The organism is Paracoccus sp. IB05 (genome assembly GCF_016405985.1).
GTDB lineage: Bacteria > Pseudomonadota > Alphaproteobacteria > Rhodobacterales > Rhodobacteraceae > Pseudogemmobacter.
This window is the reverse complement of record NZ_JAEFCF010000041.1, coordinates 1-14,586: the sequence shown is the minus strand read 5'-3', so window position 1 is coordinate 14,586 and position 14,586 is coordinate 1. Positions and strand designations below refer to the sequence as shown.

Below are 14,586 nucleotides of genomic sequence, written 5' to 3'. Positions count from 1 at the left end.
TGGAGTGACCTATGGCTCTGGCGATCCTTGCCGATATCGGCGGCACCAATACGCGGGTCGCCCTCGCTGATGGGGCACAGGTGGTCGAAGGGTCGATCCGGCGCTTTCCGAATGCGGAATACAAGGCGCGCGGCCAGGATATTGCCGCGATCCTGCGCGACTATCTCGCGGAGGCCGGCGTGACGGTTGAGGGCGTCTGTGTCGCGGCCGCCGGCCCGGTGCAGGACGGGGTCGCGACCATGACCAATCTCGACTGGGCAATGGATGAGACCAAACTGCGCGGCGCCACCGGCGCGCACCGGGTCTCGATCCTGAACGACCTCCAGGCCCAGGGCCACGCGCTTGGCCATATCGCGCCCGATTGCCTGAGGCCGCTGATCGACGGTGCGGCGGTTCCGGGCCAGACCATGCTGGTTGTGGGTCTCGGGACCGGGGTCAATGCCGCGCCGGTCTATGGTCACGGGGCTGATCGCGTGGTGCCGCCCTCGGAAAGCGGCCATATGAACATGCCGGTCCGCAGTGAGGAGGACCTCGCGCTTCTGCGGTTCATCGAGACGCTGTTGCAGGATCGCGGTGAGGTCGCGCATTGCGGGGTCGAGGAAGTCCTCGCCGGGCGCGGCCTTGCCAATCTCTACAGTTTCGCAAGCCATCAGGCCGGCAGCCAGGACGGGAAATCCTCGGCCGAAATCCTCGGGCTCCTGACGGCAGGAGACCTGGTCGCCGCGGAAGCCGCGCGGCTCTACAGCCATATCCTGGCCGGTTTCCTCTCTGATCTGGCGCTGAGCTATCTGCCCTGGGGCGGCATCTATCTGATCGGCGGCATGGCCCGGGCGATGACGCCCTGGTTCGAACAGCATCACCTCGCCGCACAGTTCCGCGAACCGCGCCGGGTCGATCTGCTGACCCATGCCTTCCGCGTCTCGGTTGTGGAAGACGATTACGCCGCCCTGACCGGCTGCGCCGCCTGGCTTGAAGCGCTGCGCGCGCATTGAACCCGCCTGTTTATGACCTGTTGCGGAAGCCTCCGGCGGGGAGAGTTGAAGGCCGTCGCGCCGGTTTGGGATTTGGGGTCAATGGAAAGGGTCAGGGATTGATCCCGGGGTGACACACAGAGGTGTCACACATCACCAATCCCAGGCTGTGCGGCCCGCGCCTGACGGGGGCAATCAGGGGTAAGAATTCTCATCTTTTCCGGCGCGGCAGCGCCTTCTGCCGGCGCCGTCGCGTGCCGGGGGTATCCATATCTGTGGACATGCTGCAGCTGTCTTTGCAGACCGGGTTGCGGGCGGAACGCGCCGGTATGTCGAAGCACACCCCCGTCGCCAGGGCGATCAACGACATGTTCGGGGAAGACGGTCGCCGGGAAGCCTTCACCTGCTTCCCCGATGACGGCCGGATTTGCCTGACGAAGAATGCACCCGAACGCGCGCTGCGCGGTGTCGCCCCAGGCAGGACGGCCTGGCTCTTCGCCGGATGATTACCTTTTAAATCCGTATGTTATATAGAGAAAGGCAAGAATAGACCGGTTTATTGACGCGCAGAAAAAGAAACGTAAAAATCCACATTCAAACTTCAGAAAGGAAAACGAAAAAAATATAATCTCGAACGCCTTAAGCCCATATCTGCATTTGCCGACGAGGCGGCCATAAGAGTTAATCGCTGTGCCTCACCCGACGCATAAAGCTGTCACACAGCGCGCTGCATCCGCGGATTTGGCGTAAATGGTTTCAAGGCCTTACGGACATGCTTCTGCCATCTCCATCGGGGATATTCAGCGACAGGTAAACCACATCAGCGCGATCTTCCTCCATCTCTGAATATCCCGGGGGAATCCCGGAACGGGACGGGGGCAGCGCCCTCCGCCCGGCCAGTGACAATCATCCCGGCAGCCGTTCCCTGAGGAAGCCGAGCGCGGCGCCGAGGCCGTCGGGCGCGATGCCGTGACCGGTCCCCTGCATCACATGCGCAAAGGTCTCGAACCCGGCGCTGACCAGCGCGTCTCCTGCAAGGGACATATCCTCGAAGGGGACCACAGGATCCTGATCGCCATGGATCAGCAGCACCGGGGGCTTCACCTTCGCCTCAGATGCGAGCAAGTCCGGCGCGAGCAGCCGCCCGGAAATTGCGACAATTCCTGCCAGCGGCAGGCTGCGGCGCGGGGCGACATGCAGGCTCATCATCGCGCCTTGCGAGAACCCGATCAGCGCCAGAGCGGAGGGCTCCAGCCCCTCTTGTTTCAGCTGCGCATCCAGAAAACCGTTCAGGTCGTCTGCCGCCGCAAGCAATCCCTGGCGCGCCGCCTCTTCGGACGAGCCATCGAGCCATGGAATCGGGAACCACTGCCGGCCAAAGGGCGTGCCGGCGCAGGGTTCCGGCGCGTCGGGCGCGGCAAAAGCCGTATCCGGCAAATGCGGCGCCAGCGCATCGGCAAGGCCCAGCAGGTCATTTCCGTCGGCGCCGTAACCATGCAGGAACACGATCAGCGATTTCGCCCGTCCCTGCGCTGCACCCTTGCGTCCGAATTTCAGCTCTCTCATCCCATGATCCCTTCACGGCCCCTGTCCACCCGGTAGTAGGACCACAAAAGCCGTGCCGCAACCGATCTCCAGGGCGCCCAGGCCAGCGACATGGTGCGGAGATCCTTCTCGGAGGGGCGTTCGTCGAGGCCAAACAGCCGGCGCGCGGATTCCTGCAAGGCCAGATCGCCGGGTGCGAAGACATCGGCATGGCCAAGCGCGAACATCGCATAGATCTCGGCGGTCCAGCGCCCGATCCCGGGCAGCGCCACCAGCGTTGCAATCACCCCATCGGTCGGCGCCTGCCTGAGCCCCGCATAATCCAGCCGCGCCGCCGCCAGCGCCCTGGCATAGCGCGCCTTCTGTCGCGACAGCCCGGCTGCGCGCAGATCCTCTTCGCTGGCCGCGTCAATGCGGTCCTCATCGAGATAGCCCGCCGCTGCCATCCGTGCCCGGATCGCTGTGGCCGAAGCGACCGAGACCTGCTGCGAGATGATCGCATCCAGCAGCGCTTCGAACCCATCCGGGCGCAGCCGCAATGGCGGCATTCCGGTCAGCCCGGCGGCATGGGCAAAGCGCGGATCGAGGCGCGAGAGCCAGTCAATCCCTTCGGCGAGACAGGGCTCGCCCAGAATGATGCGGGGCATGGTCATGGGCGCATCCTGATCATGTGCCGCCGCCAATGGCAATCCGCCGCAGTGCCACGGTGCTGGCGGCCCCTTGACCCTGCCCCCCGGGAAGCCCTTACCTCAGGCCATGACCGCGACTCATCCCTCTCCCGCTTCCGACGCGCTGGCCAGGCGCAATGTGATGATCCTGATCATCGCCCAGGCACTCCTGGGCGTGCAGATGCCGCTGATCTTCACCGTGGCGGGGCTGGCGGGGCAAAGCCTTGCCTCAAACATCTGCTGGGCGACGCTTCCGATCACGCTCACGGTGCTGGGATCGATGCTGAGCGCCACGCCGATATCGGCCTTCATGCAGCGCTACGGGCGGGCGGCAGGGTTTATCCTCGGTGCGCTTGGCGGCGCGCTCGGCGGGGTCTTCGGCGCCTGGGGCCTCTGGGTGGGCAGTTTCACCCTCTTTTGCATCGGAGCCTTCTGTTCCGGCATCTATATGAGCGCGCAGGGCTTCTACCGTTTCGCCGCGGCGGATACCGCATCAGACAGCTTCCGCCCACGCGCCATTTCCTGGGTCATGGGGGGCGGGCTGCTTTCCGCGATGCTGGCGCCGCTGATCTTCCGCGCGACCTCGGATGCGCTGGTCATCACCTTTACCGGCAGCTATCTCGCCATCATCGCAATCAACCTGATCGGCCTTTTCCTGTTCTTCGCGCTGAAAATCCCGCGCCCTGTTGCGCGTGTCGTCACTGGCCAGGGCCGCAGCCGGGGCGAGCTGATCCGCACCCCCGTGATCGCGGTCGCGATGATCTGCGCCACGGTGTCTTACGCGCTGATGAACCTCGTCATGACCTCGTCACCGCTGGCGGTGGTGGGCTGCGGCTTTGAGAAATCCGATGCCTCGAACATCGTCTCGGCCCATGTGCTGGCCATGTATCTGCCGAGCTTCTTCACCGGCCATCTGATCTCCCGTTTCGGGGTCGAGAAAATCATTGCCATCGGGCTGATGATCCTCGCCGGCGCCGGAGCGGTCGCGATGACCGGCGTCCAGCTTGAGCATTTCTACGCCGCGCTGATCCTGCTGGGCCTTGGCTGGAATTTCGGCTTCATCGGCGCGACCACGATGCTGACCGCCGCACAGCGCCCGGAAGAGCGTGGCCGCCTGCAGGGGCTGAACGATCTGGTCGTGTTCGGGGGCGTGACGCTGGCTTCGCTGTCCTCAGGCGGGCTGATGAACTGCTCGGGGGGATCGCCCCAGACCGGCTGGCAGATGGTCAATCTTGCGATGCTGCCTTTCCTCGTGCTGGCCGGCGGGGCGCTGATCTGGCTCTGGCTGCGCCCGAAAGAGGCGTGATCAGAACCGCCCGCTGAGGGCCTGCCATAACAACCCGCCGCGCCGGCTGAATTCCGCAAGTGTCAGCCGGCCCTCGGCGATCGCAGCCGGATCCGCCAAAGCGCGCGCCAGAACCGCCCCGGCCTGCCAGCCCGGCAAAAGTGCCGCCCTTGCCGCCCGTGGGATGCTGCGTCGCCCTGCCCTTGCCGCCTGCAACCACCCGAGCCCCTCGCGCGCCAGCGCCTCCGGCGCGGCCTCGGGCAAGGGGTGACGGCCCCGCGCGGTCAGTTCCGGCACCGCGAGGAAATAGCCCGCCATCGCCGAGGCCCGGCCATAAAGCCGCACCGGCTCCTCTGCCGCAGGCCCTGCCCCAAGCGCCAGCGCCGAAAGCCACATCAGCCCGCCGCCGGTCGCGCCCAGATAGTCGTAAAAGGCGGTCTCCGAGGTGAAAACCCCACCCCAGGCGTCATGGCGGCGCGCCTCGATCATCTGGTCAAAGGCCTCGAAAGGCAGCGATTTCTCACGGATCAGCGCGTTCAGCGGCCCCGCCACCTCATGCGCACGCGCGGGCTCTCCGGCAATCGCGGCCTCGACCACCTCGCGCCACCATTGCAGCCGCATCTCGGCGATCATCGGCTCTTTTGTGGCCCAGGGGATGCGCGCGAGTTCCAGATTGAACGCGTAAAGCGGCAAAAGAACAGCCCGCGCCTGAACCGGCGCCGCCATCAGCGCCTGCCAGCGGTCGGGATCACCGCGCGCAACCAGCGCGGCACAGGCGTCAAGGCTCACGACGCCGCCTCCGTATCGCGGGTCAGCTTCCAGCGCACCGCGTCAAGCAGCGCCTCGAAAGACGCATCGACGATGTTGGGCGAGACCCCAACCGTCGACCAGCGCCGCCCCTTGCCATCCTCACTGTCGATGATCACCCGGGTAACCGCCTCGGTGCCGCCCTGCGTGATCCGGACCTTGAAATCCACGAGCCGCATATCCCCGATCAGCGCCTGCCAGGGGCCCAGATCCTTGGCCAGCGCCTTCCACAAGGCATTGACCGGGCCGCGGTCATTCCCCGCCCCGTCCTGGCTTTCCGAAACCGAGAGCATCCGCTCGCCCCCGGCATCGACCACCACCACCGCTTCCGAGAGGGTCCGGCGACTGCCATCGGGCTCATCACGCCGCTCGACCGTCACCCGGTAGCGCAGCACTTCGAAGAAATGCGCCGCCAGCCCCAGCTCGCGCCGCGCCACCATCTCGAACGAGGCCTGGGCGCCATCATAGGCATAGCCCTGATCTTCGCGCCGTTTCACCTCTTCAAGGATCAGCGCAAGGCGCGGGTCTTTCGGATCGACCATGATCCCCGCTGCCGCCAGCTGCGCCCGCAGATTCGACTGCCCGGCCTGGTTCGACATCGGGATCTGCCGGGTATTGCCGACAAGCCCCGGATCCATATGCTCATAGGTCGAGGGATCCTTGAGGATCGCACTGGCATGCAGCCCTGCCTTATGGGCAAAAGCCGAGGCCCCGACATAGGGCGCCGAGCGCAACGGAACCCGGTTCAGAATATCGTCAAGCATCCGGCTGGTCTTTACCAGCGTGGCCATCGCCTGATCGGTGACCCCGGTTTCAAGCGCCTCGGCAAAGGGCGCTTTCAACTTCAGCGTCGGGATCAGCGTCACCAGATTGGCATTGCCGCAGCGCTCGCCCAGCCCATTCAGCGTGCCCTGGATCTGACGGCACCCCGCCTCGACCGCCGCAAGCGAATTGGCGACCGCATTGCCGGTATCGTCATGGCAATGGATGCCAAGCCTCGTCCCCGGAATGCCCGCCGCGATCACCTCGCGGACCACCTGCCCGACCTCACCCGGCAGCGTTCCGCCATTGGTGTCGCAAAGCACGATCCAGCGCGCGCCCGCCGCTTCGGCTGCGCGCAGACAATCCAGCGCATAGATCGGATTGGCGCGGTAGCCATCAAAGAAATGCTCGGCATCAAACAAAGCCTCGCGCCCTTTCGCCACGACATGGCGCAAAGACGCCGAAATCGCCTCGAGGTTTTCCTCCAGCGTCACACCAAGCGCGGTTGTGACATGAAACTCATGCGTCTTCCCCACCAGGCAAACCGCAGGCGTTCCCGCATCCAGCACCGCCGCCAGCACATCGTCATTCTCCGCCGAACGCCCGACCCGCTTCGTCATGCCAAAAGCGGTCATCACCGCCCTGGTCTGCGGCGCCTCGCGGAAGAAATCGCTGTCGGTCGGGTTCGCGCCCGGCCAGCCGCCCTCAATATAATCCACCCCAAGCCGGTCCAGCGCCCGCGCAATCGCCATTTTCTCTGCGGCCGAGAATTGCACGCCCTGGGTCTGCTGCCCGTCGCGCAAAGTGGTGTCAAAGAGATAAAGACGCTCCTTCATCGCAGGCTCCCTTCCTCCTGACGAAAATACTCTCGGGGGGTGTGGGGGGCAGACAGCCCTCCATCGCCTGCCAGTGCCATCAGTCCAGCGCCTCCAGCTTGCTTGCATCGAAACCAGGGCCCGGCATCAGCTCGACCCCCGCTTTCGACATCCGCACCTCAACGCCTGCCGCCAGCAGCGCGGTCTTCATCGCGTCCACCTTAGAAAAATCCTTAGTTTCCATCGCGCTTAGGCGAAGTGTGTCAAGGCGGATGCCCAACTCCTCTATCCGTTGGAGATTGACTTCCGAGCTGCCCCAAGAGCTCAGGCTTGTTTTTTTGGCGAAACCATTGTCTGCAATGCCAAAAGAAAAAGACAAAAACTTCTCGCGGATAATCTCTGGGTTCAGGCCCAAAAGCGTCAGCGACCCAACAAGAGCCAACTCGTTGCGCTCTTTTAGGTATTTGTGAATATAAGTCAGGGCCAGGGAGGTGTTCAGATCGTTTGAAAGGGCTTCAACGACGTCATCGGTTGGCCTCGCATACCTCCAGTCAACCATCGGCTTCGTCAACATGTCCTCATTGAGGAACAGGGCAATCTTGCGCAATGTCCCCTCGGCCTGAACCGCCTTCTCATGCGTCCAGTCCATCGGCTTGCCGTAATGGGTGCCCAGATAGACCATCCGGATCACCTCGCCCGGATAGCCCTGCTCCAGCAGATCGCGCACAGTGAAAAAATTGCCCAGAGATTTGGACATTTTCTTCCCTTCGACCTGGAGCATCTCATTATGCATCCAGACCCGTGCGAAAGACCCATGCGGATGGGCGCAGCAGCTTTGCGCGATCTCATTCTCATGATGCGGGAATTGCAGATCAAGCCCGCCGCCATGAATGTCGAAGCTCTCGCCGAGCAATTCATAGGACATGGCCGAGCATTCGATATGCCAGCCGGGCCGCCCGTACCCCCAGGGGCTGTCCCAGCCCGGAACGCCTTCGTCCGAAGGCTTCCAGAGCACGAAATCCATCGGGTCTTCCTTATAGGGCGCGACCTCGACCCGGGCGCCCGCGATCATATCATCGACCGAACGCCCCGACAGCGCGCCGTAATCCTGATAGCTGCGCACCCGGAACAGCACATGACCTGCGGCCGCATAGGCATGGCCGCTTTCGATCAGCCCCTCGATCATCGTGATCATCGCGCCGATATATTCGGTCGCGCGCGGCTCATGCGTCGGGCGCAGCGCGCCGAGCGCATCCATATCCTCGTGATACCAGCGGATGGTTTCATCGGTGATGTCGCGGATCGGGCGGCCGGTCTCGGCGGCGCGGGCGTTGATCTTGTCGTCAACATCCGTGAAGTTTCGCGCGTAAACCACCGAATCTGCACCATAAACATGCCGCATCAACCGGAAGAGCGTGTCAAAAACCACCACCGGGCGGGCATTGCCGATATGGGCGCGGTCATAGACGGTCGGGCCACAGACATAGATCTGCACCCGATCCCTGTTGATCGGCTCAAACACTTCCTTGCGACGCGTCTTCGTATTGGTCAGCCGGATGGTCACCCGTTATGCTCCTCGCGCGATGCTTCTCCCCCGCGCGGGGCTTACCGGTTCTGTCTGGGATAAGACGAAGCCGCCCGCGCGATCCTGGATCAGCGGGTAATGCAGCAGATGAAGGTCATGCGCAATCTTGTCATTCGACCGGCCCCTTCACTTTGGGGTCCTGCGCCCCGTTTCACTTTCTGTCGTCGTGTTGCTCTGTGCCATGGCTGCGCGGCGAGGCCAAGACCTTTCCTGTGCCCTGAGCCACGGCGCCGGACAAAAAAAGGCGCCGCCAATGGCTGGCGGCGCCCGGATTGCAGTTGGGTCAGTGCCCCGGATCAGAAGCGGTAGTTCGCCCGGATCGCGAAAGTGCTGCCGTCAAGATCGACGTTTGAATTGTCGAAATTGTCGTATTTGTTGTAGAGGTATTCGGCACCCACGATCCAGTTATTGCCGAGGTCATAGTCATAGCCGAGACCGGCGACCCAGCCATTGTCCGAATAATCGGTGCCAGCGATGCTGGCCTTGGCCCAGGACGCACCGGCGGTCGCATAGATCAGCGACTGGCCGAGATCATAGCCGAGCTGCAGCTTGAGGTCGGTTTTGTTCTTCAGCTTGGCGTCGACCGCATCATCCTTGATGTTCGAGCCTGCGAAAGCCCCTTCAACACCGATCACGGTATTGCCGAGGTCCCAGCGGTAGCCGAGCTGCACGCCGCCGATTGCGCCATCGCCATCCAGCACTTTCACGCCGGCGGTTTCGCCATCGAAATTGCCATAGCCAAGGCTGGCACCACCGTAAAAGCCAGCCCAGTTGCCCTGCGGGGCCGAGACCACGACCGGGGCCGGGGCGATCACCACTGGCTCATCCACCACGACGGCCGGGCCGCCGGCAAAAGCAGGGGCTGCCACTGCACTGAAAGCGAGGATCGCTGCGATACGTTTCATTCGTTAACTCCTTTGTTCCGCATCCCCCCGATCGGGCTCCGGACAGTGCCTTCAGAGAAAGGCGCCGCGCTGATCCATGAGGAACAGGAGGGCCCTTCCCTCGTCACTTGCCAGACGGCATCCGGTTTTCAGGACGCCGCCTCCGCCGGGGATGTGCTGCGACAGACATCGGAGCCTTTGAGCGCCTGCGCAACCCGACCTCACCATGGCGTGAGCACTGCGCGATCAATTGTGAACAGATCGGTTTACCTCTGGCCAAAAGCTGCTTGGGCCAAATCGAAAACCGGCTGCATTCCGCCCGTATCGCCGGGCGGAATGCCAGTCAGAGCAGGTTGGAGTGCGCTCAGCCCTGGCCTTCGGCCCGTTCCGCGAGGCCGAGCCATTCTGCTTCCGCCGCAGCCAGAGCGGCCTCACGTTCGGCCAGCATCTCACTGGCCTTGCGGAATTTGACCGGCTCACGCTCGAACAGATCGGCCTGGGCAAGAAGGTCACTGAGACGGTTGATCTCTGCCTCCAGCTTTTCCATCTGCGACGGCAGGTCCGCGAGCCGCTTTTTTTCTGTGAAAGACAGAGCAGAACCGTTTGATGTGACTGCGGTTTCTTTCTCGACAGCTTTTGGCGTGGCCTTTGGGGCTGCGATCATTTGCGCCTGCCGGTCAGGCCTTTGGCGCACATAATCCGACCAGCCGCCGGGATAGGCCGTCACCTGGCCATCCCCCTCCATCGCCACGGTCGCGGTCGCCACCCGGTCAATGAAATCACGGTCATGGCTGACCAGCAGCACCGTTCCGTCAAATTCGCCGAGGATATCCTGCAACAAATCGAGCGTTTCGACATCAAGGTCATTGGTCGGCTCGTCCAGGATCAGAAGATTTGACGGCAAGGCCATGATTTTAGCCAACAAAAGCCGCGCCTTTTCGCCCCCCGACAACGAGCGCACCGGCGCCCGCGCCTGCCCCTCATCAAAGAGAAAATCCTTCAGATAGCCGACCACATGTTTCGGCACCCCCCGCACCATGACCTGATCCGACGCCCCCGAAACCGCCATCAGCGGATCCCCGGTCAGGTTTTCCCAAAGGCTCGCCTCGGGATCGAGGCGCGAACGCGTCTGGTCGAAAACCGCGATCTCAAGGCTGGTCCCAAGCGTGACCGTCCCGGCATCGGGGGCAATCTCGCCGGTCAGCAGTTTCAGCAGCGTGGTCTTGCCAACCCCGTTCGGGCCGACAAAAGCCACACGGTCACCGCGCTGCACCCGCAGGTCAAAATCCCTGACAATCGTCTTATCGCCAAAGCCCTTGGTCAGCCCGACCGCCTCGATCACCCGTTTGCCCGAGACCGGCCCGCTTTCCAGCGCCATCGCCGCCGTGCCCTGGCGGCGGATCTGCGAGGACCGCTCCTCGCGCAGAGCCGCGAGCGCCCGGACCCGGCCCTGGTTGCGCTTGCGGCGGGCAGAAATGCCCTCGACCGCCCATTTCGCCTCGGCCTTGATCTTGCGATCCAGCTTGTGACGCGCCTCGTCTTCTTCGGCCCAGATCGTCTCGCGCCAGTCCTCGAAACCGTCGAACCCGGATTCGCGCCGCCGCACCTCGCCGCGATCTATCCACAAAGTGGCGCGCGTCAGGGTCTTCAGAAACGCGCGGTCATGGCTGATCAGCACGAAAGCCGCCCGCGTGTCGCGCAGCTCATTTTCCAGCCATTCAATGGCCTGAATGTCCAGATGGTTGGTCGGCTCATCGAGGAGCATAAGTTCCGGCGCCTCGGCGAGCAGTTTCGCCAGAGCCGCCCGGCGTTTCTCGCCGCCCGACGCCGTCGCCACCGGCACATCCGGGTCGAATTTCAACCCATCCGCCACGGTCGAGAGCCGCCATGCCTCATCCTCGGGCAATTTCGAGGCCGCGAATTCACCCAGAGTCGCAAAGCCGGACAGATCCGGATCCTGCTCCATATAGCCGACCGTGACGCCTGCAGGCACCACGACCTGGCCCTTATCCGCCTCAACAAGGCCGGCCATCACTTTCATAAGTGTGGATTTTCCGGTGCCATTGCGCCCGACCAGCGCCACCCGGTCACCCGGCTGAACGGTCAGCGAAAGATCATCGAATACCGGATTGCCGCCGAAAGTCAGCGAAATCCCCGAAAGCTGAAGAAGAGGTGCGCGTGCCATGCGCCTCCGCTATGCGCAGCCTTGCATGCCGTCAACTCCTCCTTTTCCTCCTGATAAAAATACTCCGGGGGTTCGGGGGCTGGCCCCCGACTGCGCCGTTGCAGCCACGCGGCACCGTTCCTGTCGCGATCACGCCGCGAACAGGGCGCAACCTGACGCTTCCCGCCCTTGCCCCGCCGCCCATTCCCGCTAGAACCAGGGTTGCGCGAGAGGACCAGAGGCCAAACCCATGTCAGAAGACGCACTCGTCATTTTCACCCCATCGGGCAAACGCGGACGTTTCGCCCATGGCACCCCGGTCCTCCAGGCCGCGCGCAGCCTCGGCGTCGATCTCGATTCTGTGTGCGGCGGCCGCGGCATCTGTTCGAAATGCCAGATCACCCCGGGCTATGGCGAATTCCCGAAACATGGCGTCACCGTCGAACCCGGCGCGCTTTCCGAATGGAACGCGGTCGAGGATCGCTACAACCGCATCCGCGGGCTGAAAGAGGGCCGCCGCCTTGGCTGCCAGGCCAAGGTGATGGGCGATATCGTCATCGACGTGCCGCCCGAGAGCCAGGTCCATAAGCAGGTGATCCGCAAATCCGCCACAGAGCGCGACATCGCGATGGATCCCGCCACCCGCAGCTTCTATGTCGAGGTCGAAGAGCCCGACATGCATATCCCGACCGGCGATTTCGAACGCCTGAAGCGGGCCTTGCAGGATCAGTGGAATATCAAAGATGTAACGGCAGATCTTACCATCCTGCGCAAACTCCAGACCGTGCTGCGCAAGGGGGAATGGAAGGTCACCGCGATCCTGAATCAGGGCAATCACGACGAGGCGCATCGCATTCTCGACCTCTTCCCCGGCTATTCTGACGCGCCGCTATTCGGCCTCGCCGTCGATCTCGGCTCCACCACCATCGCGGCGCATCTTTGCGACCTTTCGACCGGCAAGGTGCTGGCCTCCTCTGGCCTGATGAACCCGCAGATCCGCTTCGGCGAAGACCTGATGAGCCGGGTCTCCTACGCGATGATGAACCCCGGCGGCGATGTCGAGATGACCAAAGCCGTGCGCGAGGCGATCAATAATCTGGTGCTGTCGATCTCGGAGGAAGCCGGCATTTCGCCCTCGCAGATCTATGAAATGGTGATTGTTTTCAATCCGGTGATGCATCACCTCTTCCTCGGGATTGATCCGGTGGAACTCGGCCAGGCGCCTTTCGCGCTGGCGACCTCGGATTCGCTCTCGCTTGATGCGCGCGCGCTGGATCTGACGGCGATGAACCACAATGCCCGGGTCTATGTCCTGCCCTGTATCGCAGGCCATGTCGGCGCCGATGCCGCAGCCGTGGCACTTTCCGAAGAGCCCAATAAATCCAAAGACATGGTGCTCATTGTTGATGTTGGCACCAATGCCGAGATCCTGCTCGGGAATGAAAGCCGTGTCCTGGCCTGTTCCTCTCCCACCGGTCCCGCCTTTGAAGGGGCGCAGATTTCCTCCGGCCAGCGCGCGGCCCCTGGTGCGATCGAGCGCCTCACCATCGACCCGATCACGAAAGAGCCGCGCTTCCGGGTGATCGGATCCGAACTCTGGTCGGATGAGCCGGGCTTCACCGAAGCCACCGCAACAACCGGCATCACCGGCATCTGCGGCTCCGGCATCATCGAAGCCGTGGCCGAGATGCGGATGGCGGGCCTCGTCGATGCGAGTGGATTGATCGGCGGCCCAGACCAGACCGGCACGCCGCGCGCCGAGCCGCATGGCCGTACCTTCTCTTATCTGATCCATGATGGCAGCGCAGAGGGCGGTCCCCGGATCACTGTAACACAGGGCGATATCCGCGCGATTCAACTGGCAAAATCGGCACTCTATGCCGGGGCAAAGCTTCTGATGGATGCGATGGGCATCGATCATGTCGACCGCGTGACGCTGGCCGGCGCGTTTGGCGCGCATATCTCGCCGAAACACGCGATGGTGCTGGGGATGATCCCGGATGTGCCGCTGGATCACGTCACCTCGGCCGGCAATGCCGCCGGCACCGGCGCACGGATCGCGCTCCTGAACCGTGCGGCCCGCGATCAGATCGAGGCGACCGTGCACGAGATTCACAAAGTCGAGACCGCGATCGAGCCGCGCTTCCAGGAGCATTTCGTCAACGCAAGCGCAATCCCCAATGCGGTCGATCTCTTTCCCGAACTCGCGAAAGTGGTCACGCTTCCCGACGTCTCCTTCAACACCGGAGGATCCGGCGGTGGAGAAGGCCGCCGACGCCGGCGCTGAGCCCCGAAAACCGCAATCCGCCGCAGCGCCCCGCTTGACCTTGCCTCGCCACTCGCTTAGCTGAACAGCTATGCGGGTGTAGCTCAATGGCAGAGCAGCAGCTTCCCAAGCTGAATACGAGGGTTCGATTCCCTTCACCCGCTCCAATCAATTCACTAATTCATTGTTTTTATTGACAAATTTTCGATCTCGCTTGTTGTGCTATCCAACAATCTATCCATTCTCCGTGATACTACCAGTAGCCCTTTGAAATGGATTGATTCCGGTCTTGGCTCCAATTTGAGCGAGCGAATGCCGCGTCGGTGAGGCTGCGGACTAACGGAGAGCGTCAGGATGTGCGGACGTGTTGTCGATCCGAACCTGAGATCCGAGGGGCTGCACACGAGCTGTGCTCAAGATCAATCCGGTTCAACGTCAAGCCCACTTAGCCGGTCCTGGTCCTCGGCAAGTGACCGCTTGAGGCCATGGTCGCGCGCTGGTGGCTGATCCCGTCATGGTTCGGCGGGCCGGAGGCGAGGGACTGGAAGGCAACCAACTTCAACGGCTGGATCTAGGGGGCGCGGGAGAAGCCCGCCTTCCGCCGCGTCTGGCGGCACGGGTGCTGCCTGATCCCGGTAGGCGGCTTCTATGAATGGACCGGGGCGAAGGGCCGGCGGCAGCCGCACTTCATCCGCTCGGCGGGGAACGAGGAAACCCTGTTCCTCGCCGGCCTGGCGAGCCGCTGGCGCAACCTGTTGACCTGCACGATCCAGACCCTTTGAATAGCCCCGAGTTTCTTAGACGCCTTCACGTCTCATCATCTGCTCTCGTTCA

The 14,586-nt window shown here is 63.1% G+C and carries 11 protein-coding genes, 1 tRNA gene and 1 pseudogene; 6 read left to right on the top strand and 7 right to left on the bottom strand.

Annotation, left to right across the window (positions count from 1 at the left end; translation table 11 throughout):
* Positions 1 to 11 precede the first annotated feature (11 nt).
* Both JC607_RS20700 and JC607_RS20695 read left to right on the top strand, forming a co-directional pair.
* Positions 12 to 992, top strand: a complete 981-nt coding sequence (locus tag JC607_RS20700; RefSeq protein ID WP_198838721.1) for a glucokinase — start codon at positions 12 to 14, stop codon at positions 990 to 992.
* A gap of 275 nt (positions 993 to 1,267) precedes the next feature.
* Positions 1,268 to 1,474 (top strand): annotated as a pseudogene (locus tag JC607_RS20695) (transposase); the annotation flags it as partial.
* A gap of 403 nt (positions 1,475 to 1,877) precedes the next feature.
* Here the strand turns inward: JC607_RS20695 and JC607_RS20690 are convergent.
* Together JC607_RS20690 and JC607_RS20685 are read right to left on the bottom strand one after the other, a co-directional pair.
* A complete protein-coding gene (locus JC607_RS20690; RefSeq protein ID WP_198838720.1) occupies positions 1,878 to 2,537 on the bottom strand; it encodes an alpha/beta hydrolase in 660 nt (219 codons plus the stop codon).
* Positions 2,534 to 3,169 (bottom strand): DNA-3-methyladenine glycosylase, encoded by a 636-nt coding sequence (locus JC607_RS20685; protein WP_198838719.1) that lies wholly within the window; start codon positions 3,167 to 3,169, stop codon positions 2,534 to 2,536. The genes JC607_RS20690 and JC607_RS20685 overlap by 4 nt, the downstream gene beginning before the upstream one ends.
* Before the next feature lie 103 nt (positions 3,170 to 3,272).
* On the opposite strand from JC607_RS20685, the gene JC607_RS20680 reads away from it, so the two are divergent.
* Complete coding sequence (locus JC607_RS20680; protein WP_198838718.1) at positions 3,273 to 4,490, top strand: MFS transporter; 1,218 nt, start codon at positions 3,273 to 3,275, stop codon at positions 4,488 to 4,490.
* Here JC607_RS20680 and JC607_RS20675 read toward each other — a convergent pair whose 3' ends face one another.
* From JC607_RS20675 to JC607_RS20655, 5 genes are all read right to left on the bottom strand, one after another.
* Complete coding sequence (locus JC607_RS20675; RefSeq protein WP_198838717.1) at positions 4,491 to 5,258, bottom strand: squalene/phytoene synthase family protein; 768 nt, start codon at positions 5,256 to 5,258, stop codon at positions 4,491 to 4,493.
* Positions 5,255 to 6,874, bottom strand: coding sequence for a citramalate synthase (gene cimA, locus JC607_RS20670; RefSeq protein ID WP_198838716.1), 1,620 nt, complete (start codon positions 6,872 to 6,874; stop codon positions 5,255 to 5,257). The genes JC607_RS20675 and cimA overlap by 4 nt, the downstream gene beginning before the upstream one ends.
* A gap of 79 nt (positions 6,875 to 6,953) precedes the next feature.
* On the bottom strand, positions 6,954 to 8,417 hold the full coding sequence (cysS, locus tag JC607_RS20665; protein ID WP_198838715.1) for a cysteine--tRNA ligase: 1,464 nt from the start codon (positions 8,415 to 8,417) through the stop codon (positions 6,954 to 6,956).
* A gap of 317 nt (positions 8,418 to 8,734) precedes the next feature.
* Entirely contained in the window at positions 8,735 to 9,343 is a 609-nt protein-coding gene (locus JC607_RS20660) for an outer membrane protein (protein WP_198838714.1), read from the bottom strand.
* Between the two features lie 343 nt (positions 9,344 to 9,686).
* Positions 9,687 to 11,507: an ABC-F family ATP-binding cassette domain-containing protein gene (locus JC607_RS20655; protein ID WP_198838713.1), complete on the bottom strand. Its 1,821-nt coding sequence runs from the start codon at positions 11,505 to 11,507 to the stop codon at positions 9,687 to 9,689.
* A 229-nt stretch (positions 11,508 to 11,736) separates the two neighbouring features.
* Between JC607_RS20655 and JC607_RS20650 the strand changes: the two genes are divergently transcribed.
* The 3 genes from JC607_RS20650 (at position 11,737) to JC607_RS25560 (ending at position 14,534) form a co-directional block, all read left to right on the top strand.
* On the top strand, positions 11,737 to 13,773 hold the full coding sequence (locus JC607_RS20650; RefSeq protein ID WP_198838712.1) for an ASKHA domain-containing protein: 2,037 nt from the start codon (positions 11,737 to 11,739) through the stop codon (positions 13,771 to 13,773).
* A gap of 72 nt (positions 13,774 to 13,845) precedes the next feature.
* Positions 13,846 to 13,919, top strand: a tRNA-Gly gene (locus JC607_RS20645).
* Positions 13,920 to 14,378: 459 nt separating this feature from the next.
* Positions 14,379 to 14,534, top strand: a complete 156-nt coding sequence (locus tag JC607_RS25560) for an SOS response-associated peptidase family protein (protein ID WP_233093057.1) — start codon at positions 14,379 to 14,381, stop codon at positions 14,532 to 14,534.
* Positions 14,535 to 14,586 lie beyond the last annotated feature (52 nt).